The following is a 21,618-nucleotide window of genomic DNA, read 5'->3' on the forward strand; positions in this document are numbered from 1 at the left end:
CCGGGACGGGGCGGGGGCTCAGATCCCGGCGCGATGGCTCACGTACGCCAGGGTCCCCAGCAGCAGCCGCGCCTGCGGCAGCGCCGGGGGGCTGAAGGCGTCCAGTGTCGGCGGGCGCAGCCAGCGCACCGGGCCGAGGCCCCGGTAGTCGCTGGGAGGAGCGGGGATGTGGTCGCCGGGGCCCAGGCAGCGCAGGTCCAGGTCGGCGTAGTCCCAGCCCGTGCGGTAGAGCAGCTGCGGCAGCCGGGCGGCGGCGCCCGGCGCGACGAAGAAGTACGCCCGCCCGCCCGGCGCCGCGCCGGGGAGCTCCGGGCCGGGGGCCGGCGTCACCGAGACCGGGCCGAGCGGCAGCCCCATCCGCTCCAGGCGGACCAGGGCGCGGCGGCCCGCGCGGGCGTCGACGTCGAGGACGTCGAAGGAGCGGCCGACCGGCAGCAGCACCGAGGCCCCGGGTGTACGGGCCCACGCGGCGGTCGCCGCGTCCAGCGTGCTGCCGGCGGGGACCGCCGGCGCGTCGGCGAGCGGATGGTCGCCGGGGGAGAGGCAGCCGGCGAGGCCGCAGGAGCACTCGCCGCGCACCAGCCGGGCGCCGGGGCGTACGTCCCAGCCCCACAGCCCCGTGTACTCGGCGACCGTCGTGCCGTCGAAGGAGCGGCCCCGTCGGACGGAGCGGATGTCGCGGATGCCGCCGATTGTGAAGCCCATGCCCCCTCCAACGGGTCTTCCCGGCCGATGGTTACTGCGCCCGCGCGCGGCCATCGGCGAAGCCTGGTGCGCCGCTGCCCCCAGCCATCTCACCTACAGCACCGTCGCGGTAACGCAGCGTCGCCGCGAGGGCGTTCCGAGGCGGGCCGGGGTGGCGCGCGGAACGTTTCGCGCCGTTTCGCACCTCCGTGCTTCCGGCGCTGGAACGCTCCTTGTCAAGTCAACCGTGGTAAGCCAGGCTGATGTTCACCCCTGGGGGTGGCGAATGGTGGCGTTTCCGGGATCGCGGTCGCGGAGAAGGTGATCGTAGGATTACTTTCGGTACACGAGTCCCGCTGGTATGGGTCAGATGACTATGCCGGAGGCAGGGCGGCGCACGTTCGGTCGTGTTCGGTCAAGGCGGTGCCTGATGCGGCCCGCCGCGGCCGGTCGGGGCCGGGTTGGGGCGAGTCGGGTCGAGCGGCCCGGAGCCGGGCGAGGGCAGGATGGGGGCAGGTGCCGTGGACAGTGGCCACAGCGGGGGCGGTGACAAGCGCCCCAACGAGCAGCTGTCGTCGTGGTTCATGCGCAGCGGCTGGTCCAAGGGCGAGCTGGCGCGGCAGGTCAACCGCCGTGCCCGGACCCTCGGCGCCCACCACATCAGCACCGACACCTCGCGGGTGCGCCGCTGGCTCGACGGCGAGAATCCGCGCGAGCCCATCCCGCGCATCCTCTCCGAGCTGTTCTCCGAGCGCTTCGGATCCCCCGTCGGCGTCGAGGAGTTGGGCCTGCGCTCCGCCCGCCACACCCCGGCCGGCAGCGGCGTCGACCTGCCGTGGGCCGGCGAGCAGACCGTGCAGCTGCTGAGCGAGTTCTCGCGCAGCGACCTGATGCTGGCCCGCCGCGGCTTCCTCGGCAGCTCGCTCGCCCTCTCCGCCGGCCCCGCCCTCATCGAGCCCATGCAGCGCTGGCTCGTCCCCGCCCCGGCGCTCCCCGGCGAGGAGGCGCCCCCCGCGGGCGCCGGGCGGCCGCACAGACTCTCCGGCCCCGAGCTGGACCTGCTGGAGACCACCACGACGATGTTCCGCCGCTGGGACAACCAGTGCGGCGGCGGCCTGCGCCGCAAGGCCGTCATCGGCCAGCTGCACGAGGTCACCGAGCTGCTGCAGGAGCCCCAGCCCCCCGCCGTCGGCCGCCGCCTCTTCCGTGCCGCCGCCGAACTCGCCCAGCTCGCCGGGTGGATGAGCTTCGACATGGGGCTGCATCCCACCGCGCAGAAGTACTTCGTGCTCGCCCTGCACGCCGCCAAAGAGGCCGGCGACAAGCCCCTGGGGGCGTACGTGCTCTCCAGCATGGGGCGGCAGATGATCCATCTGCGCCGCCCGGACGACGCGTTGGAGCTGATCCACCTCGCGCAGTACGGCAGCCGGGACGGCGCCACGGTCCGTACGCAATCCATGCTGTATGCGATGGAGGCACGCGCCTACGCCAACCTCGGCCAGCCCGACCGCTGCCACCGCGCGGTGCGGATGGCCGAGGACTGCTTCTCCGACATCGACGCCGGCGACGAGGAGCCCGGCTGGATCGGCTTCTTCAGCGAGGCCGAACTCAGCGCGGAGAGCGCCCACTCCTACCGCGACCTCGCCTACGTCGCCGGCCGCTCCCCGACCTACGCCGCGCTCGCCCGGCCGCCGATGGAGAAGGCCGTGGCGCTGTTCGCCGAGCAGCCGGACTACGCCCGGTCGTATGCGCTGAACCTGGTGGGCATGGCCAGCGTGCACCTGCTGGAGCGTGAGCCCGAGGGCTGCGTGGCCCGTACGGGGGAGGCGATCCAACTGGCCCACCGGGTGCGCTCGGAGCGGGTCGACAACCGCATCCGCACCACCGTGGACCTGGCCCTGCGGGACTTCACCGGAGTAGCCGCGGTCCGCTCGCTCGCCGACCGGGTCCAGCACGAGCTGCCCGAGACCGCCTGAGCCGGCCGGCTCCCCCTCCCCACCCCGCAAGCCCCGCTCGCGGCGGCAGGTCGGACAGCCCGAAACGGCGCCCCCACGCCAGGTCAACGAGCCTGCCGCCGCGAGTGGTTGACACCCCGCGCGGTGCCGCGGCTCCCGAAGCCGCGCGCCACGCCGGACGGTCCGGAGAAGTTCACCCCCTCGTAACACCCCGTGCGCCTTCGTCACGCCCGCGAAACATCGTGCGGCAGCGGTTGAAACCGCCCTGCGTCAACCTCAGGGCGCATAACCGGCCCACCTTTCCCGCACGATCGCACCGGCACATCCCGCACGGGCCGCACGACGACGAGGAGACGCCGATGCCAACAGGCATCACGCTGGCCGCAGACGCCCCGACCCTGTCTGCCGCCAACACCGGATTCATGCTCATCTGCTCCGCCCTGGTGATGGTGATGACACCGGCCCTGGCCTTCTTCTACGGAGGCATGGTCCGCGTCAAGTCGGTGCTCAACATGCTGATGATGAGCTTCATCAGCCTGGGCATCGTCACCATCCTGTGGGTGCTCTACGGCTTCAGCATCGCCTTCGGCACCGACCACTCCGGCCTCTTCGGCTGGGAGAACGACTACGTCGGCCTCAGCGGCCTGGGCCTGGTCCAGCTCTGGGACGGCTACACCATCCCGGTGTACGTCTTCGCCGTCTTCCAGCTGATGTTCGCCATCATCACCCCGGCGCTGATCAGCGGCGCCCTGGCCGACCGGGTCAAGTTCACCGCCTGGGCGCTCTTCGTCGCCCTGTGGGCCACGGTCGTCTACTTCCCCGTCGCCCACTGGGTCTGGGGCACCGGCGGCTGGGCCTTCGACCTCGGCGTCATCGACTTCGCCGGCGGCACGGCCGTCCACATCAACGCCGGAGCCGCCGCCCTGGGCGTGATCCTGGTGATCGGCAAGCGCGTCGGCTTCAAGAAGGACCCGATGCGCCCGCACAGCCTGCCGCTGGTGATGCTCGGCGCCGGCCTGCTGTGGTTCGGCTGGTTCGGCTTCAACGCCGGCTCCTGGCTGGGCAACGACGACGGCGTCGGCGCGGTGATGTTCGTCAACACCCAGGTCGCCACGGCCGCCGCGATGCTCGCCTGGCTGGCGTACGAGAAGATCCGCCACGGCGCGATGACCACCCTGGGCGCCGCCTCCGGCGCGGTCGCCGGCCTGGTCGCCATCACCCCCTCCGGCGGCTCCTGCTCCCCGCTGGGCGCCATCGCCATCGGCGTGGTCGCCGGTGTCGCCTGCGCCCTGGCCGTCAGCCTGAAGTACAAGCTGGGCTACGACGACTCCCTCGACGTGGTCGGCGTCCACCTGGTCGGCGGCGTCGTCGGCTCCCTGCTCGTGGGCCTCTTCGCCACCGGCGGCGTGCAGTCCGACGCCAAGGGCCTGTTCTACGGCGGCGGGCTCGACCAGCTCGGCAAGCAGGCGGCCGGTGTCGGCGCCGTCCTGGCCTACTCGCTGATCGCCTCCGCGATCCTCGCCTTCCTCATCGACAAGACGATCGGCATGCGCGTCAGCGAGGATGTCGAGGTCGCCGGTATCGACCGCAGCGAGCACGCCGAGACCGCGTACGACAGCAGCGGCGTCGGCAGTGCGGCGAGCGGCTCCGCCGCACTCCCGGCCCCGGCGCCGGCAACCAGCGACAGCACCGTCAAGGACACCGCGAAGAAGGTCGACGCATGAAACTGATCACGGCAGTCATCAAGCCGCACCGCCTCGACGAGGTGAAGGAGGCCCTCCAGGCCTTCGGGGTGCACGGGCTGACCGTCACCGAGTCCAGCGGCTACGGCCGCCAGCGCGGGCACACCGAGGTCTACCGGGGCGCGGAGTACACGGTCGATCTCGTGCCGAAGGTCCGGATAGAGGTGCTGGCCGAGGATGATGACGCGGAGCAGCTCGTCGACGTGGTCGTGAAGGCCTCCCGCACCGGGAAGATCGGCGACGGCAAGGTATGGGTCGTCCCCGTCGAGACGGCGGTGCGCGTCCGCACCGGCGAGCGCGGTCCCGACGCGCTGTAGCGGCGTCCAGGGCGCGGGCGCGGAAATCCGACGACAGGCGGGAGTACGACGGGTGACACAGGGCCAGGACGACATGACCTCATCCGACCCTCCCACCGCGGAGTCGACCGTGAAATCGACCGCGGAGCCCGCGAGTTACGCGGCGGCCCGGCTGAGCCTCCTCACCGAGGGGGCCCGGTCCGGGCCGCCGCGCCGTGCGGGCCTGGCCCAGGTCACCGACCGCTGGCTCGCGGCGCTGCTGCACACGGCCGCCGGGGACGGCGGCGCCGGCCCCCTGAAGGGGATCTCCCTGGTGGCCGTCGGCGGCTACGGACGCGGCGAGCTGTCCCCGCGCAGCGACCTGGACCTGCTGCTGCTCCACGACGGCTCCCGCAAGGGCCCCGCGCTCGCCGCCGTCGCCGACGCCCTGTGGTACCCGGTCTGGGACCAGGGCCTGGCCCTGGACCACTCGGTCCGTACCCTCCCCGAAACACTCGCCACCGCCGCCGAGGACCTCAAGGTCCAGCTCGGCCTCCTCGACGCCCGCCATCTGGCCGGCGACACCGCGCTGACCGCCGCCCTGCGCAGCGGCGTCCTGGCCGGCTGGCGCAACCAGGCCCCCAAGCGCCTGCCCGAACTGCGCGAGCTGGGCGAGGCCCGCGCCGAGCGCCACGGCGAGCTGCGCTACCTGCTGGAGCCGGACCTGAAGGAGGCCCGCGGGGGACTGCGCGACCTCACCGCCCTGCGCGCGGTCGCGGCCTCCTGGCTGGCCGACGCCCCCCGCGAGGGACTGGAGCGCGCCCGCACCCGGCTGCTGGACGTACGCGACGCCCTGCACCTGGCCACCGGCCGCGCCACCGACCGCCTCTCCCTCCAGGAGCACGACCAGGTCGCCGCCGACCTGGGGCTGCTCGACGCCGACACCCTGCTGCGCGAGGTCTACGAGGCGGCGGGGACGGTCAGTTACGCCGGAGACGTCACCTGGCGCGAGGTCGACCGGGTGCTGCGCGCCCGCGCCGGCCGCCCCAGACTGCGCGCCCTGCTGGGCCGCGGCGACACCCGCCGCCCGGGCGGCGGGGAGCGCACACCCCTCGCGGACGGCGTCGTCGAGCAGGACGGCGAGGCGGTCCTCGCGCTCAGCGCCCGCCCCGACCGCGACCCCCAGCTCCTGCTGCGCGCCGCCGCCGCGGCCGCCCAGGCCGGCCTGCCCCTCTCCCGCCACGCGGTACGCCGCCTCGCAGCCGACGCCAGGGCGCTGCCCGTGCCCTGGCCGGCCCAGGCCCGCGAGGAACTGGTGACACTGCTGGGTGCCGGCGAGCCGGCCGTCGCGGTCTGGGAGGCGCTGGAGGCCGAGGGCCTCATCACCCGCCTGCTGCCCGACTGGGAGCGGGTGCGCTGCCGCCCCCAGCGCAACGCCGTCCACCGCTGGACCGTCGACCGCCACCTGGTCGAGACCGCCGTGCGGGCCGCCGCGCTGACCCGCCGGGTGGGCCGCCCCGACCTGCTGCTCGTCGCCGCGCTGCTGCACGACATCGGCAAGGGCTGGCCCGGCGACCACTCCGTCGTGGGCGAGACCATCGCCCACGACATGGCCCTGCGGCTGGGCTTCCCTCCCAGGGACGCCGCCGTGCTGGCCCTTCTCGTACGGCGCCATCTGCTGCTCGTGGAGACCGCCACCCGCCGCGACCTGGACGACCCCGCCACCGTGCGGGTCGTCACCGACGCCGTCGGCGACCTGGGCGCGCTGGAGCTGCTGCACGCCCTCACCGAGGCCGACGCGCTGGCCACCGGACCGGCGGCCTGGTCGAGCTGGCGCGCCTCCCTCGTCGCCGACCTGGTCAAACGCGCCGCCGCCGTGCTGGCCGGAGCGGGCGAGCCGCCGCCGGCCGCCGCCGCGGAGCCCAGCGCCGAGGAGGAGCGGATGGCCATCGAGGCCTGGCGCACCGGCGTCCCCGTACTGGCGCTGCGGGCCCGCCCGGAGGAGCCGGTCGGCCAGGAGGCCGCGACCGGACCGGAGGCGGGGCGGGATGCGGGGCGGGATACGGGGCAGGAGGAGGCATCCCGGCCCGTCGGCGTGGAGCTGGGCATCGCGCTGCCCGACCAGCCCGGCGTGCTGCCCTGCGTCGCCGGGGTCCTGGCGCTGCACCGGCTGACGGTACGCACCGCGGAGCTGCGCCCCCTGGACCTCCCGGAGCTGATCACCGGCGACTCCAGCCGGATGCTCCTGCTGACCTGGCGGGTCGCCGCCGAGTACGGCTCGCTCCCGGAGGCGGCCCGGCTGCGCGCCGATCTCGTACGGGCGCTGGAGGGCACCCTCGACATCCCCGCGCGCCTGGCGGAGCGCGAGCGCGCCTACCGGCCGGGACGCCGGCGCGGGGCCGGCTCGCCCCCGCCGCGGGTGACGGTCGCCTCCGGCGGCTCCTCGGTCGCCACCGTGATCGAGGTACGGGCCCAGGACGAGCCGGGGCTGCTGCACCGCATCGGCCGGGCGCTGGAGGCCGCGGGCGTGCATGTACGCAGCGCACACGTGAGCACTCTGGGCGCCAACGCCGTCGACACCGTGTACGTGACGCACCCCGACGGCTCCCCGCTGGCGGACATGGACGCGGCGGAGCTGGCCCGGCGGGTGGAGGAGGCGCTGCGCTGACCGCCTTCCGGCCGCGTGGAGCGGCCGCCTTCAGGGCAGGGACCTGCGCCGCGCTCCGGCCGGATACCCTGGAGGGCGACCCACCGAGAGCCCCCCGAGCTGAGGATCGACGACAGCCGTGTTCGACACACTTTCCGATCGCCTCGAAGCAGCCTTCAAGTCCCTGCGGGGCAAGGGCCGCCTGACCGAGGCCGACATCGACGCCACGGCGCGCGAGATCCGTATCGCCCTGCTGGAGGCCGACGTCGCGCTGCCGGTCGTGCGGGCCTTCATCAAGCAGGTCAAGGACCGGGCCCTGGGCGCGGAGGTCTCCAAGGCCCTCAACCCGGCCCAGCAGGTCGTCAAGATCGTCAACGACGAGCTGGTGACCATCCTCGGCGGCGAGACCCGCCGCCTGCGCTTCGCCAAGACCGCGCCGACCGTCATCATGCTCGCCGGTCTGCAGGGCGCCGGTAAGACCACCCTGGCCGGAAAGCTCGGCCACTGGCTCAAGGGCCAGGGCCACTCCCCGCTGCTCGTCGCCTGCGACCTCCAGCGCCCCAACGCCGTCAACCAGCTGAGCGTCGTCGCCGAGCGCGCCGGCGTCGCGGTCTACGCCCCGGAGCCGGGCAACGGGGTGGGCGACCCGGTGAAGGTGGCCTCGGACTCCATCGCCTACGCCCGCGACAAGCAGTACGACGTCGTGGTCGTCGACACCGCGGGCCGCCTCGGCATCGACACCGAGATGATGCGCCAGGCCGCCGACATCCGCGACGCCGTCAGCCCCGACGAGATCCTCTTCGTCGTCGACGCGATGATCGGCCAGGACGCGGTCAACACCGCCGAGGCGTTCCGCGACGGCGTCGGCTTCGACGGCGTGGTGCTCTCCAAGCTCGACGGCGACGCCCGCGGCGGCGCCGCGCTCTCCGTCGCGCACGTCACCGGCCGCCAGATCATGTTCGCCTCCAACGGCGAGAAGCTGGACGACTTCGACGCCTTCCACCCCGACCGGATGGCCTCGCGCATCCTCGGCATGGGCGACGTCCTGTCGCTCATCGAGAAGGCCGAGCAGACCTTCAGCCAGGACGAGGCCCAGAAGCTCGCCGACAAGCTGGCGAAGGGCCCCAAGGAGTTCACGCTCGACGACTTCCTGGCGCAGATGGAGCAGGTCCGCAAGATGGGCTCCATCTCCAAGCTGCTCGGGATGATGCCCGGCATGGGCCAGATCCGCGACCAGATCAACAACATCGACGAGCGCGACGTCGACCGCATCTCCGCGATCATCAAGTCGATGACCCCGGTCGAGCGCCAGGACCCGACGATCATCAACGGCTCGCGCCGGGCCCGCATCGCCCGCGGCTCGGGCGTCGAGGTCTCGGCCGTGAAGGGCCTGGTGGAGCGGTTCTTCGAGGCCCGCAAGATGATGTCGCGGATGGCCCAGGGCAAGGGCATGCCGGGGATGCCGGGCATGCCCGGGATGGGCGGCGGCGCGGCCAAGCGCAAGGGCAAGCCCGTGAAGAAGGCCAAGGGCAAGCAGCGCTCGGGCAACCCGATGAAGCGCCAGGAGGAGGAGCGCGCCGCGGCGGAGAAGCGCACGGCGGCCGCCGAGGGCGGCGCCTTCGGCCTGCCGGCCGGTCAGGACGCGGCCGACTTCGAACTGCCCGACGAGTTCAAGAAGTTCATGTGAGTCGAGGCTTCCCCTCGACTCCGCGGGGCCCGTACCCGGCGTACGGGCCCCGCGGGTTTTCGACCGCCCTGCCGCTCAGGCCGAGGCGATCAGATAGCGGAAGACGTTGGGCATCCAGACCATGCCGCCCTCGCGGCGGTACGGATGGAGCGCCTCCGTCAGCTCCTTGACCACCCGCGCCTCGTCCAGCGCGCGGATCGCCGCGTCGAAGTAGCCGGTGGAGAGCAGGCCCCGTACCGCGCTGTCGGTGTCCGCGTAGCCGAACGGGCAGGCCACCCGCCCCGAGCCGGCCGGCGTCAGCCCCGCCGCCCGGGCGAGGTCCTCCAGGTCGTCGCGCCCGGGCGCCCGCCAGGCCGCGGGTGCGCCGGCCGGATCCGCCAGCCGGGCGCCGAGCCGCAGCACCGGCGTGCTCGCGCAGCGCTCGGCCGGCCCCCAGGAGGCCAGGACCACCGCACTGCCCCGCTCGGCCAGCGCCGCCGCCTCCGCCAGCGTGGAGGCGCGCACCCGCTCGAAGGCCGTGATCACGGTGAAGGGCCGGCCCCTTTCGCCGGGGAGGTCGGGCAGCCCCCGGCCCGGCAGCGCGGCCCGGTGGGACGCCTCCCGGCCGGACCCGGCGGTCAGCCGCTCGCGGGCCAGGGCCAGCCGCCGCGGGTCGCTGTCCAGCCCGGTGACCTGCGCACCGCGCCGGGCGGCCAGCAGCAGGGCGAGGCCCGAGCCGCACCCCAGGCCCAGCAGCCGCGCGCCGGGGCCGAGGTCGAGCCGGTCGTAGACCGCCTCGTAGAGCGGCACCATCATGCGCTCCTGGATCTCCGCCCAGTCCCGCGCCCGGCTGCTCCCCGCCGCCGGCCGCGGAGCGGGGGAGGGGGCGTGGGCGGCGGAGGGATGGGTCCGTACGAGCGCAGGAGGTCTCGAGACAACGGTCATAACGCCCCAATCCACGTGGGTTGCGTAGCGTGCGTTCGCCCGGCTCCGGGAGCGGTGCCGGTCCTCCCCCCGTATGCCAGACAACTCCCCATCCGCCCGGTCGTCCAGGGGCGATTCGGCAAAGACCGGGCCATGGTCGTAGCATCTGCGCCATGGCTAAGGCACCCGTACTCACCCCCCAGGCGGAAGACTTCCCGCGCTGGTACCAGGACCTGATCAACAAGGCCGAGCTGGCCGACAACGGCCCCGTGCGCGGCACCATGGTGATCCGGCCGTACGGGTACGGCCTGTGGGAGCGGATGCAGCAGGACATGGACCGGCGGATCAAGGAGACGGGGACGCAGAACGCGTACTTCCCCCTCCTCATCCCGCAGTCCTACCTGACCCGGGAGGCCGAGCACGTCGAGGGCTTCGCCCCGGAGCTGGCGGTCGTCACACACGGCGGCGGCAAGGAGCTGGAGGAGCCGGTCGTCATCCGGCCCACCTCCGAGACCATCATCAACGAGTACTTCTCCAAGTGGATCCAGAGCCACCGGGACCTGCCGCTGCTGATCAACCAGTGGGCGAACGTGGTGCGTTGGGAGATGCGCCCGCGCCTCTTCCTGCGCACCTCGGAGTTCCTCTGGCAGGAGGGCCACACCGCCCACGCCACCTACGAGGACGCGCGCGACTTCGCGGCGAACATCCACCGCAACGTCTACGAGGCGTTCATGCGCGACGTCCTCGCCATCGACGTGGTGCCCGGCCGCAAGACCGCCAAGGAGCGCTTCGCCGGCGCCATCAACACCCTCACGCTGGAAGCGATGATGGGCGACGGCAAGGCGCTGCAGATGGGCACCAGCCACGAGCTGGGCCAGAACTTCGCCAAGGCGTTCAACACCACGTACCTCTCCAGGGAGAGCAGGCAGGAGCTGGTCTGGCAGACCTCCTGGGGCTCCACCACCCGCATGATCGGCGCGCTGGTGATGTCGCACGGCGACGACAACGGCCTGCGGGTGCCGCCGCGGCTGGCGCACATCCAGGTCGTCGTCATGGCGATCAAGGGCGACGAGGCCGTGGTGGCGAAGGTCCGCGAGATCGGCGACCGCCTCGCCGCCGCGGGCCTGCGCGTCCACATCGACGACCGCACCGACACCCCCTTCGGCCGGCGGGCGGTGGACTGGGAGCTGAAGGGCGTTCCGGTACGCGTCGAGATCGGCCCGCGCGACCTGGAGAACGGCACCGCGATGGTCGCCCGGCGGATCGCCGGCGGCAAGTCGCCCGTGCGGATCGAGGAGCTGGAGGCGCTGCTGCCCAAGGCGCTGGAGGAGGACCAGGAGCTGCTGCTGACCCAGTCGCGCGAGCGCCGCGAGTCGCGCACCAGCGACGTGGCGACGCCGGCGGAGGCCGCCGAGGTCGCCGTGGGCGGCGGCTGGGCCCGTATCCCCTGGGCCGACCTGGGTCCGCAGGGCGAGGCCAAGCTCGGCGAGCAGTCCGTCTCGGTACGGTGCCTGGTCGCCGAGGACGGCTCGGTCCCGGTCGCGGACGACGCACCGGGCACGGTGGCGATCGTGGCGCGCTCGTACTGAGCGATTCGTGCTCCCGGCTCGTACGGAGCGAGGAGCTGGAACCGGACAGCTGTCCGAGCCGTCCTACCCAACGAGCCACCCCCGGCGCGCGGTCGATTTCGCGCGCCGGGGCGTACGCGCCGGTTATGCGACGGCTTGCGGTGAGTCCTGCCCGCATACTCGCAATCTCCGCAGTTCTCCGCACCTGCCCGTGTCCGGACGCATCAGCAGTGATACTGGCCGGTAGGGGCAAATCATTTCGGATGCCTGGAATCGGAACACCGCCGGATCCCCGGTCGTTCTTTACGACGTGAGCACGACACCACCTGTATTGGCAGCGGAGCTGGCATTCGCGTGGGCCGAGATTCAACGGCACCACCCGGAACTGCCGGACCTGGCCGCGCCTGAAGCGCTAATCGGAGAATCCTCGTCCGCCTGCGGTGGGGAGCTCTCCTTCGAACGGCTCCTGCACGAAGCTGTCCACGGTGTGGCGGCGGCCCGGGGGATCCGCGACACCTCGCGGGCCGGCCGCTATCACAACCGCCGATTCCTGGCCGTGGCCGAGGAGTTGGGGCTCGAGCACGTGGAGGAGCCACACGCGAGCAGCGGGTTCTCGCTGGTCGCCCTCACCCCGGAGGCCAAGAAGCGGTACCGACCGGCCATGGAGCGCCTCAACCGCGCTCTGAAGGCGCACTCGGCGGCGACGTCCGCCGAGACCACGCGCGCCTTCCGGGGTCCGGCCGCCCGGCACGGCTCCTCGGGGGGAGGGGTCCGGGTGAAGGCGGTCTGCGACTGCGGGCGCAACGTCCGGGTCGTCCCGTCGGTCCTGGCCCAGGCCCCGATCGTCTGCGGCGGCTGCGGCAAACCGTTCCGCATTCCGGAGACGGCGGCGGCGGCGTAGTTCCGTACCGCTCCAGCAGGGACTGCAGCTGCTTGAGCACCGACGGACCGAAGCCGCCCACCAGGCCGGGCGCCCGCAAGGGCGGCCTGGCCATACGGTGCTGCCCGCATACGCAGGCGCCGGGTGCGGTGCTCGGGGGTGATCCCCACGGCCGGTCAATCGCCCCCGTGGGGCTGTGGCACAATGGACAGCTGTACTCGACAGTCGCACAGGACCCCTCTCTCCTCCGGCTGACGCGTCCATCGGGCATCTCGGATGCCGCAACCCCACGCAGCGATCCCGAGCGCCCACCCACGTCAAGTTCAGGAGACACCACTCCAGTGGCAGTCAAGATCAAGCTGAAGCGGATGGGCAAGATCCGTCAGCCCCAGTACCGCATCGTCGTCGCCGACTCCCGTACCCGCCGTGACGGCCGGGCCATCGAGGAGATCGGTCTGTACCAGCCGGTGCAGAACCCCTCGCTCATCCAGGTCGACTCCGAGCGTGCCCAGTACTGGCTGAGTGTCGGCGCCCAGCCGACCGAGCCCGTGATGGCCATCCTCAAGGTCACCGGCGACTGGCAGAAGTTCAAGGGCCTGCCGGCCCCGGCCCCGATGCTCGTCGCCGAGCCGAAGGCCGACAAGCGCTCCCTCTTCGAGGCCGCTGCCAAGGCCGCGGGCGACGAGCCCAAGGGCGAGGCCGTGACCCCCAAGGCGAAGAAGGCGGAGAAGAAGGCCGAGACGGCCGACGCCGCCGACGCCGCGGCTGAGCCGACCGAGGCCTGAGGATGCTCGAGGAAGCCCTCGAGCACCTCGTGAAGGGCATCGTCGACAACCCCGACGAGGTGCAGGTCGCCCGGCGTGATCTGCGTCGCGGCAGCGTGCTGGAGGTCCGGGTGCACCCCGACGACCTCGGCAAGGTGATCGGCCGCAACGGCCGTACGGCCCGCGCGCTGCGGACCGTCGTCGGCGCGCTCGGCGGACGCGGTATCCGCGTCGACCTCGTCGACGTGGACCAGATCCGCTGACACGGCACAGCATGACCCGCGGCTGTCTCGGCCGACGGCCGACCGGCGGTTTTCCGACCGCCGACCGACAGCAGCGGTAGCAGCACCGGCACGGGCCGGGGAAGCTTGGTCAAGACGCCAAGCCGCCCCGGCCCGTCGTCGTACAAGCGAGTCTCGCGCTCCCGGACCCACGAGGATGAACCGTGCAGCTGGTAGTCGGCCGGATCGGCCGTGCCCATGGCATCAAGGGCGACGTCACTGTTGAGGTACGGACCGACGAGCCGGAGCTGCGGCTCGGGCCCGGTGCCGTACTGGCCACCGACCCGGCGGCCACCGGCCCCCTGACCATCGAGTCCGGCCGGGTGCACAGCGGCCGGCTGCTGCTGCACTTCGAGGGGGTGAACGACCGCACCGGCGCCGAGGCGCTGCGCAACACCCTGCTGATCGCCGAGGTGGACCCGCAGGAGGTGCCGGAGGACCCCGAGGAGTTCTACGACCACCAGCTCGTCGACCTCGACGTGGTGACGGTGGACGGCACGCAGGTCGGCCGGATCAAGGAGATCGCCCATCTGCCCGGCCACGACCTGCTGATCGTGACGACCCCGGACGACCGCGAGGTCATGGTCCCCTTCGTGGCCGAGATCGTGCCCGAGATCGACCTGGCGGAGCAGCGGGCCGTGATCGACCCGCCCCCCGGGCTGCTGGCGGAACCGGCGGAGGACGACGGGGAGAACGGCGCGGCGGGAAAGACGGAGGACGGCGGTAAGTGAGCAGCGGCACCACAGGGGGGGACGGGGCGATGCGGATCGACGTCGTCACGATCTTCCCGGAGTACCTGGCCCCCCTGAACGTCTCCCTGGTCGGCAAGGCGGCCGCCCGCGGCCTGCTCGACGTGCGCATCCACGACCTGCGCTCCTGGACCCACGACCGGCACAACACCGTGGACGACACCCCTTACGGCGGCGGCCCCGGCATGGTCATGAAGCCGGAGCCCTGGGGTGAGGCGCTGGACTCGGTCCTCGCCTCCGACCCCGGGCGCCGACCGGTGGTGGTCGTCCCCACGCCCAGCGGGAAGCCCTTCACCCAGGAGCTGGCCGTGGAGCTGTCGGCCAAGCCCTGGCTGGTCTTCACCCCGGCCCGCTACGAGGGCATCGACCGCCGCGTCGTCGAGGAGTACGGCGAGCGCCTCGACGTACGCGAGGTCTCCATCGGCGACTACGTGCTCGCCGGCGGCGAGGCCCCGGTGCTGGTCATGGTCGAGGCCGTCGCCCGGCTGCTGCCCGGCGTCCTGGGCAACGCGGCCTCCCACCAGGACGACTCCTTCGCCCCCGGCCCCATGGCCGCCCTGCTGGAGGGCCCGGTCTACACCAAGCCGCCCGAGTGGCGCGGCCGGGGCATCCCCGAGGTGCTGCTCAGCGGCCACCACGGCAAGGTCGCGCGCTGGCGGCGCGACGAGGCGCTGCGGCGTACGAGCCTGAACCGGCCGGACCTGATCGCGGGCGCGGACCCCGCCTCGTACGACAGGAAGGACCGCGAGATGCTCAGCGTGCTGGGCTGGCAGCCCGGTGACGACGGGCGATTTTGGCGTACGGGCGAGGGCGTGGAAGAATAGCCAGGCTGTCCCTCGTCCGACGGGCGCCCCTGCCACAGGGGGACGACGTCCGTACGACGCGGCGGCCACCTCAATCCGAAGTATCCGAACCGCCCCATGCGCGGCGGCGCGGACCCTATGCCGCTGATGACCTGTGGCATCGGCGAAGAAAGCAGACACCATGTCGCACCTTCTCGACACCGTCGACGCAGCCTCCCTGCGCGACGACATCCCGGCCTTCCGTCCCGGCGACACCGTGAACGTCCACGTGCGCGTCATCGAGGGCAACCGCTCCCGTGTGCAGCAGTTCAAGGGCGTCGTCATCCGCCGCCAGGGCTCCGGCGTGCGTGAGACCTTCACCGTCCGCAAGGTCAGCTTCTCCGTCGGCGTGGAGCGCACCTTCCCCGTGCACACCCCGGTCGTCGAGAAGATCGAGCTCGTGACCCGCGGTGACGTCCGTCGCGCCAAGCTGTACTACCTCCGTGAGCTGCGCGGCAAGGCCGCGAAGATCAAGGAGAAGCGCGACAGGTAAGCCGCCCGGTCCGCGAGGTCGGGACGGGCAGGCCCTAGGCTCACACCTTGATGGACACGGACGCACAGCTTTCGGAGCGCGACAGCGCCTCCCCTCCCTCGGCCCCTTCGGTGGCCGGCGGGCGGGAGGCGCCGTCGCGCTCTTCGCGTACCGCGCGGCTGCTGCGGCCCGCCGCGGCGCTGGCGGCCGTCTGCCTGGTGACGTCGCTGCTGGTCAACCTGTTCGTCGTCCAGCCCTTCCTGATCCCCAGCGGATCGATGGAGAACACCCTGCGGCCCGGCGACCGGGTGCTGGTCAACAAGCTGGCCTACGTCTTCGGCGGTGAGCCGGCCCGCGGCGACGTGATCGTCTTCGACGGCACCGGCTCCTTCACCGAGGAGCTATCCGGCGGCAACCCCCTCACCCGGCTGCTGCGCAAGGCCGGCGCCTTCGCGGGGCTGACCGAACCGGTCGAGACGGACTTCGCCAAGCGCGTCGTCGGGATCGGCGGCGACCGCGTCACCTGCTGTGATACCGCAGGTCGGCTGAGAGTGAACGGTGTGGCAGTGGAAGAGTCCGGATACCTTTATCCAGGGGATACGCCGTCGCGCGTACCGTTCGACATCGTGGTACCGGAGGGGAGGCTCTGGGTGATGGGGGACCACCGGAGCGATTCCCGGGACTCTCGTGACTACCTCGGTGCGCCGGGCGGTGGGACCGTCCCGGTGGACCGGGTGATCGGGCGTGCCGACTGGATCGGCTGGCCGGCCGGGCGCTGGACGTCGATCGAGCGGCCGTGGGATGGGTAGCCGCGGCCGGGTCGAGGCGATACCGGGCGGCCGACTGGAGCGGCGGCAGCGGGAGCGGAAGATCAGGCGCAGGCGGCGCCGCTCGGCGGCCGGCGAGGTGCCGGTCATCATCGTGGTGGCGCTGCTGATCGCGCTGGGGGTGAAGACCTTCGCCCTGCAGGCCTTCGTCATCCCGTCCGGCTCGATGGAGCAGACCATCAAGATCGGCGACCGGGTGGTCGTCGACAAGTTCTCCCCCTGGTTCGGCGCCGAGCCGCACCGCGGCGACGTCGTGGTCTTCAAGGACCCGGGCAACTGGCTGCAGAGCGAGACGGGCTTCGAGAAGAACGACGACCCGCCGGTCGTCAAGCAGGTCAAGGCGGGCCTCACCTGGATCGGGCTGCTGCCCTCCGACCGCGACCAGGACCTGATCAAGCGGGTCGTGGGCGTGGGCGGCGACCGGGTGCGCTGCTGCGACGCCCAGGGGCGCCTCACGGTCAACGGGGCGCCGATCGTGGAGCCCTACCTGTATCCGGGGGACGTACCCTCCCTCACGAAGTTCGACGTGAAGGTGCCCCAGGGACGCATCTTCGTGATGGGCGACCACCGTTCCGACTCCGCCGACTCACGGGCGCACCTCAAGGGTCCGTACCAGGGGACGGTGCCGGAGGATCTGGTGGTGGGCAAGGCCATGGCCATCGCGTGGCCGGTCGGGCACTGGCGCCGGCTGGAGGATCCGGACACCTACGCGTCGGTGCCGGAGCCGCACGCCGGGGCTACTAGGGTGTCCTCCGGCATGATGCGGGGTTCGTACGCGAACGGCCCGCAAGTAGTCGGACAACCCCCGACTCCTGCGGAACTCCCGCTCGTTATGGGAGTGGTGGGCCTGCACCGGCTCTGGTGCAGGCGGCGCGACAGTTTGAGGAGTGGATGTGGGGGACGTGGCAGTGGGCGCACGCTCCGGGCAGGACGAGTTCGACGAGCGTCCGGCGGTGGATCCCGACCCCGCGGCGGCGGATGAGGCGGCGGAGGGGGAGCCGGCCCGCTCCAAGCACCGGTCGTTCTGGAAGGAACTGCCGATCCTCATCGGCATCGCGCTGGTGCTCGCCCTGCTGATCAAGACCTTCCTGCTGCAGGCGTTCTCCATCCCCTCCGACTCGATGCAGAACACCCTGCAGCGCGGTGACCGCATCCTGGTCGACAAGCTGACGCCGTGGTTCGGCGCGGAGCCGGAGCGCGGTGAGGTCGTCGTCTTCCACGACCCGGGCGGCTGGCTGCCCGACAGCCAGGCCCCGGACCCGGGCCCGGTCCAGAAGGTCCTCGGCTTCGTCGGTCTGTACGCCGAGGGGCAGGATCTGGTGAAGCGGGTCATCGCGGTCGGCGGCGACACGGTGGAGTGCAAGGGCGAGGGGCCGGTGAAGGTCAACGGCGTCGCGCTGGACGAGTCCGGCTACGTCACGTTCCCCGGCACGCTGCCCTGCGGGCCCGACGCGTCGAACAAGACCTTCGGGCCGGTCAAGGTCCCCGCGGGCAAGATCTGGGTGATGGGCGACCACCGCAACGACTCCCTCGACTCCCGCTATCACATGGACCAGCCCGGCGGCGGCTTCGTGGACAACGACGAGGTCGTGGGACGGGCCGTCGCGCGCGCCTGGCCGATCAGCCGCTGGGGCACGCTGCCGATCCCGGACACCTACGACCAGCCGGGGATCAGCGACGCGGCAAGCAGCGCCCTGGGCGCGGCCCCGGCGGCGCTGGGGCTGGTGGGCGCGGTGCCGCTGGTGCTGATCCGGCGGCGGCGCCTGCTCGCCAAGGCCGGCCGCGAGGGCTGAGTCCGAATAGCGGGCCGCCCGCGCCGGGACGGGTCGGGGCGCAGGCGGTGGGCCGGAACGGTGACGATCTCCGTACCGGTAGGTAGTGTGCCGCGCATGGTACGAGGATCAGCCGGCCGCAGCGTCGGTACCGTGGTGTCCAATGTGGCCGTTGCGCTGGGCTGTGTGCTCTTCCTGGGCGGCTCCGCCTGGGCGGCGCTGGTCTACCGTCCGTACACGGTGCCGACCGGCTCGATGGAGCCGACCGTCGCCGCGGGCGAGCATGTGCTCGCCGAGCGGATATCCGCCGGTGAGATACGGCGGGGCGATGTCGTGGTCTTCCGCGACGCGGCCTGGGGCAGCGCGCCCGAGGTCAAGCGGGTCGTGGGGATCGGCGGCGACGAGGTGCGCAGCGACGGGGGCCGGCTGACCGTGAACGGCGAGCCGGTCGAGGAGGCGTATCTGAGTGCCGAGGAGCGTGCCGCGACGACGTCCTTCTCCACGACGGTCGACAAGGGGCGCCTCTTCCTGCTCGGTGACCGCCGGAGCATCTCGGTCGATTCCGCCTCCCGGCTCACCGACCAGGCGCGAGGCTCGGTGCCGGCCGGCGCCGTGGAGGCGCGGGTGGACGCGACCGTCTGGCCGATGGGAGAGGCGCGGATGCTGCCCCGGCCCACGGGATTCGCCCGGCTGCCCGGCGGGATCTCCGCCCCGGGCCCCCTGACGGCGCTGGTCTGCGCGATCGCGGTGGGCGCCGTGCTGATCCTCGGTGGCGCCGCCTACGGGCCGCTGGCCCGCAGACTGGGGCGCCGGCGCGCGGGCTGACGGCGCTGCGGGCGGGTAGACCTTCGTGGAGGTGTCGGTCCCGCGTGAGACCGTGTACCCGACGTGACCTGCCGTGCCGTATGTCGGGCCGTGTGACGGGCGCCCGCCGGGGTCCCCGGCTCGGCGGCTCCGACTCGTGCGGGGGCGGGTCTGTCGCACAATGGGGGAACGACGGCGGAAGGGGACGCGCGATGAGCGCAGAGGACCTCGAGAAGTACGAGACCGAGATGGAGCTGAAGCTCTACCGGGAGTACCGCGATGTCGTCGGGCTGTTCAAGTACGTGATCGAGACCGAGCGGCGCTTCTACCTCACCAACGACTACGAGATGCAGGTGCACTCGGTCCAGGGCGAGGTCTTCTTCGAGGTCTCGATGGCCGACGCGTGGGTGTGGGACATGTACCGGCCGGCGCGCTTCGTCAAGCAGGTGCGGGTGCTCACGTTCAAGGACGTGAACATCGAGGAGCTGAACAAGGCGGATCTGGAGCTTCCGTCGAACGAGCTGGGCGGGTAGGGGCCGTTTCGGGCCGCCGCTCCACCGGGCGGCGGTAGCGGGGAGACCTGATCCGCCGCCCTGTGGAAAACTCCGTCACCCCCGTTATCCACCAAGATCCAAAACTCGCGGGACAGCCGGGCATCGTCGTGTCCGGAGGTGGTCCGCGTGACACAAGCGACACAGGCAATCGGGCGCTACGGTGAGCGTCTGGCGGAGCGCAGGCTGACAGCGGCGGGGATGACGGTCCTCGCCCGGAACTGGCGCTGCCGCGAAGGAGAGATCGACCTCGTCGCCCTGGACGGCGACGCCCTGGTGATCTGCGAGGTCAAGACCCGCTCCGAGAGCGGCTTCGAGCATCCCATGGCCGCCGTGACCCTGGAGAAGGCCGAGCGGCTGCGCCGTCTGGCGGCGCAGTGGCTGAGCCGCCACGGCGGACCGCCGGCGGGCGGCGTGCGGATCGACCTGGTCGGCGTGCTGCTGCCGGAGCGGGGAGCGGCCCTGGTCGAGCATGTGCGGGGCGTGGCCTGATGGGGTTCGCGCGTACGTGCTCGGTGACCCTTGTCGGGGTCGAGGGGGTGGTCGTCGAGGTCCAGGCGGACCTGGAGCCGGGCGTCGCGAACTTCTCCCTGGTCGGCCTGCCCGACCGCAGCCTCGCGGAGAGCCGCGACCGGGTGCGGGCCGCCGTGGTCAACTCCGGGGTGAGCTGGCCGCAGAAGAAGCTGACGGTCGGGCTCAGCCCCGCCTCCGTCCCCAAGGGCGGCAGCGGCTTCGACCTGGCGATCGCCTGCGCGGTCCTGGGCGCGGCGGAGCGTATCGCCCCCTCCCAGCTCTCCGATCTGGTGATGCTGGGCGAGCTGGGGCTCGACGGCCGGGTGCGGGCGATCCGCGGGGTGCTGCCGGCCGTGCTGGCGGCGGCCGACGCGGGGTACAAGCAGGTGGTCGTCCCCGAGCGCACGGCGGCGGAGGCCGCCCTGGTCCCCGGGATGTCCGTGCTGGGCGTGCGCAGCCTGCGCCAGCTCATCGCCCTGCTCAACGACGAGGTGGCGCCCGAGGAGGAGCGTGACGAGGCCGAGGAGGCCCGGCCCGATCCGCTGCTGGCGGGCCTCTCGGTGCCGGGCGCCGGCCTCGGCACGGGGCTGCTGGGCGGCGAGGCCCCGCCCGACCTGGCGGACGTCGCCGGCCAGGAGCTGGCGCGGATGGCGCTGGAGGTGGCGGCGGCCGGACGGCACCACGTTTTTCTGAAGGGGCCGCCGGGCGCCGGCAAGACGATGCTGGCGGAGCGGTTGCCGGGGCTGCTGCCGCCGCTGACGCAGAAGGAGTCCCTGGAGGTGACGGCCGTCCACTCGGTGGCCGGGACGCTGCCGCCGGGACAGCCGATGGTCTCCCGAGCCCCGTACTGCGCCCCGCACCACTCCGCCTCGATGCCGGCGGTCGTCGGCGGCGGGGTGGGGCTGCCGCGGCCGGGAGCGGTCTCGCTGGCCCACCGCGGGGTCCTGTTCATGGACGAGGCCCCCGAGTTCCGGCCGCAGGTCCTGGATGCCATGCGCCAGCCCCTGGAGTCCGGTCATGTGGTCGTGGCGCGGGCCGCCGGGATGATGTCGATGCCGGCGAAGTTCCTGCTGATCCTGGCGGCCAACCCCTGCCCCTGCGGGCGGTACGGCTCGGTGGGCGGCGAGCCCTGCGACTGCCGGCCGGAGACCGTCCGCCGCTATCGCACGCGGCTCTCCGGCCCGCTGCTGGACCGCGTCGACCTGCGGATCACCGTGGCGCCGGTGGGCCGCAGCGAGCTGACCGGCGCCGGGCGGCGCGGCGAGACGACCGCGGCCGTGGCGCAGCGTGTCCTGGCGGCGCGCGAGCGCGCGGCGGCCCGGCTGGCGGAGACCCCGTGGCGGACCAACGGCGAGGTGCCCGGATACGAGCTGCGGACCCGCTGGCCCGCGCTTCCCGGCGCGCTCTACGAGGCGGAGACGGACATGGAGCGGGGCCTGCTCACGGCCCGGGGGCTGGACCGGGTGCTGAGGGTCGCCTGGTCGCTGGCCGACCTGGCGGGTCACGACCGCCCCACGGCCCAGGACGTGAACTTCGCCCTGGAGCTGCGCACCGGGGTGCCGAGGGGAGTGACGTACGGGGCGCGGGTGTAGGGGGCGCGGGGTGGTGCGCGGATGGTGTGCGGAGCGAGGAGGGGTCGTGGAGGAAACGTTGTTCGCCCTGCCGCCGGGAGAGGCGGGAGTCGGGGCGGTGGAGGCGCTGC

The 21,618-nt window shown here is 72.8% G+C and carries 21 protein-coding genes; 19 read left to right on the top strand and 2 right to left on the bottom strand.

Annotated features, from left to right (window positions below):
- Nucleotides 1-18: 18 nt before the first annotated feature.
- Nucleotides 19-705, bottom strand: coding sequence for a bifunctional DNA primase/polymerase (locus ACFQLX_RS08640; RefSeq protein ID WP_386413538.1), 687 nt, complete (start codon nucleotides 703-705; stop codon nucleotides 19-21).
- Between the two features lie 485 nt (nucleotides 706-1,190).
- Between ACFQLX_RS08640 and nsdA the strand changes: the two genes are divergently transcribed.
- The 5 genes from nsdA to ffh all read left to right on the top strand — a co-directional run bounded on the left by nsdA (nucleotide 1,191) and on the right by ffh (nucleotide 8,990).
- Entirely contained in the window at nucleotides 1,191-2,660 is a 1,470-nt protein-coding gene (gene nsdA, locus ACFQLX_RS08645) for a transcriptional repressor NsdA (protein ID WP_386413540.1), read from the top strand.
- A 338-nt stretch (nucleotides 2,661-2,998) separates the two neighbouring features.
- Nucleotides 2,999-4,363, top strand: coding sequence for an ammonium transporter (locus ACFQLX_RS08650; RefSeq protein ID WP_386413542.1), 1,365 nt, complete (start codon nucleotides 2,999-3,001; stop codon nucleotides 4,361-4,363).
- Nucleotides 4,360-4,698, top strand: a complete 339-nt coding sequence (locus tag ACFQLX_RS08655; protein WP_386413544.1) for a P-II family nitrogen regulator — start codon at nucleotides 4,360-4,362, stop codon at nucleotides 4,696-4,698. The genes ACFQLX_RS08650 and ACFQLX_RS08655 overlap by 4 nt, the downstream gene beginning before the upstream one ends.
- Before the next feature lie 73 nt (nucleotides 4,699-4,771).
- Nucleotides 4,772-7,324 (top strand): [protein-PII] uridylyltransferase, encoded by a 2,553-nt coding sequence (locus ACFQLX_RS08660; RefSeq protein WP_386413546.1) that lies wholly within the window; start codon nucleotides 4,772-4,774, stop codon nucleotides 7,322-7,324.
- Between the two features lie 118 nt (nucleotides 7,325-7,442).
- Nucleotides 7,443-8,990 carry a signal recognition particle protein gene (ffh, locus tag ACFQLX_RS08665; RefSeq protein WP_386413548.1) on the top strand — a complete coding sequence of 516 codons (1,548 nt, stop codon included), beginning with the start codon at nucleotides 7,443-7,445 and terminating at the stop codon, nucleotides 8,988-8,990.
- A 75-nt stretch (nucleotides 8,991-9,065) separates the two neighbouring features.
- On the opposite strand, the gene ACFQLX_RS08670 is transcribed toward ffh, so the two are convergent.
- The gene (locus ACFQLX_RS08670) at nucleotides 9,066-9,914 is read right to left on the bottom strand and encodes a methyltransferase domain-containing protein (protein WP_386413550.1); all 849 of its coding nucleotides are present in this window, start codon (nucleotides 9,912-9,914) and stop codon (nucleotides 9,066-9,068) included.
- Between the two features lie 152 nt (nucleotides 9,915-10,066).
- Between ACFQLX_RS08670 and proS the strand changes: the two genes are divergently transcribed.
- The 14 genes from proS to ACFQLX_RS08740 all read left to right on the top strand — a co-directional run bounded on the left by proS (nucleotide 10,067) and on the right by ACFQLX_RS08740 (nucleotide 21,508).
- Nucleotides 10,067-11,482, top strand: coding sequence for a proline--tRNA ligase (gene proS / locus ACFQLX_RS08675; RefSeq protein WP_386413552.1), 1,416 nt, complete (start codon nucleotides 10,067-10,069; stop codon nucleotides 11,480-11,482).
- A gap of 289 nt (nucleotides 11,483-11,771) precedes the next feature.
- The gene (locus ACFQLX_RS08680) at nucleotides 11,772-12,362 is read left to right on the top strand and encodes a hypothetical protein (protein WP_386413554.1); all 591 of its coding nucleotides are present in this window, start codon (nucleotides 11,772-11,774) and stop codon (nucleotides 12,360-12,362) included.
- Between the two features lie 320 nt (nucleotides 12,363-12,682).
- Complete coding sequence (gene rpsP / locus ACFQLX_RS08685; RefSeq protein ID WP_386413555.1) at nucleotides 12,683-13,126, top strand: 30S ribosomal protein S16; 444 nt, start codon at nucleotides 12,683-12,685, stop codon at nucleotides 13,124-13,126.
- A gap of 2 nt (nucleotides 13,127-13,128) precedes the next feature.
- The gene (locus tag ACFQLX_RS08690; protein WP_386413557.1) at nucleotides 13,129-13,368 is read left to right on the top strand and encodes an RNA-binding protein; all 240 of its coding nucleotides are present in this window, start codon (nucleotides 13,129-13,131) and stop codon (nucleotides 13,366-13,368) included.
- 182 nt (nucleotides 13,369-13,550) lie between these two features.
- Nucleotides 13,551-14,117 (top strand): ribosome maturation factor RimM, encoded by a 567-nt coding sequence (gene rimM, locus ACFQLX_RS08695; protein WP_386413559.1) that lies wholly within the window; start codon nucleotides 13,551-13,553, stop codon nucleotides 14,115-14,117.
- A gap of 29 nt (nucleotides 14,118-14,146) precedes the next feature.
- Entirely contained in the window at nucleotides 14,147-14,959 is an 813-nt protein-coding gene (gene trmD / locus ACFQLX_RS08700; protein WP_386413672.1) for a tRNA (guanosine(37)-N1)-methyltransferase TrmD, read from the top strand.
- A gap of 160 nt (nucleotides 14,960-15,119) precedes the next feature.
- Nucleotides 15,120-15,470, top strand: a complete 351-nt coding sequence (rplS, locus tag ACFQLX_RS08705; RefSeq protein WP_386413561.1) for a 50S ribosomal protein L19 — start codon at nucleotides 15,120-15,122, stop codon at nucleotides 15,468-15,470.
- Nucleotides 15,471-15,520: 50 nt separating this feature from the next.
- Entirely contained in the window at nucleotides 15,521-16,258 is a 738-nt protein-coding gene (gene lepB / locus ACFQLX_RS08710; protein ID WP_386413673.1) for a signal peptidase I, read from the top strand.
- On the top strand, nucleotides 16,251-17,258 hold the full coding sequence (gene lepB, locus ACFQLX_RS08715) for a signal peptidase I (protein WP_386413562.1): 1,008 nt from the start codon (nucleotides 16,251-16,253) through the stop codon (nucleotides 17,256-17,258). The genes lepB (ACFQLX_RS08710) and lepB (ACFQLX_RS08715) overlap by 8 nt, the downstream gene beginning before the upstream one ends.
- Nucleotides 17,179-18,069 (top strand): signal peptidase I, encoded by an 891-nt coding sequence (lepB, locus tag ACFQLX_RS08720; RefSeq protein ID WP_386413563.1) that lies wholly within the window; start codon nucleotides 17,179-17,181, stop codon nucleotides 18,067-18,069. The genes lepB (ACFQLX_RS08715) and lepB (ACFQLX_RS08720) overlap by 80 nt, the downstream gene beginning before the upstream one ends.
- A gap of 96 nt (nucleotides 18,070-18,165) precedes the next feature.
- Entirely contained in the window at nucleotides 18,166-18,873 is a 708-nt protein-coding gene (gene lepB / locus ACFQLX_RS08725; RefSeq protein WP_386413564.1) for a signal peptidase I, read from the top strand.
- Nucleotides 18,874-19,064: 191 nt separating this feature from the next.
- Nucleotides 19,065-19,385 (top strand): DUF2469 domain-containing protein, encoded by a 321-nt coding sequence (locus ACFQLX_RS08730; RefSeq protein WP_386413566.1) that lies wholly within the window; start codon nucleotides 19,065-19,067, stop codon nucleotides 19,383-19,385.
- Between the two features lie 147 nt (nucleotides 19,386-19,532).
- Complete coding sequence (locus tag ACFQLX_RS08735) at nucleotides 19,533-19,895, top strand: YraN family protein (protein WP_386413567.1); 363 nt, start codon at nucleotides 19,533-19,535, stop codon at nucleotides 19,893-19,895.
- Entirely contained in the window at nucleotides 19,895-21,508 is a 1,614-nt protein-coding gene (locus tag ACFQLX_RS08740; RefSeq protein ID WP_386413569.1) for a YifB family Mg chelatase-like AAA ATPase, read from the top strand. The genes ACFQLX_RS08735 and ACFQLX_RS08740 overlap by 1 nt, the downstream gene beginning before the upstream one ends.
- The last annotated feature ends 110 nt before the right edge of the window (nucleotides 21,509-21,618 follow it).

The organism is Streptomyces polyrhachis (genome assembly GCF_042663125.1).
In the GTDB taxonomy this organism is placed as follows: Bacteria; Actinomycetota; Actinomycetes; order Streptomycetales; family Streptomycetaceae; genus Streptomyces; species Streptomyces polyrhachii.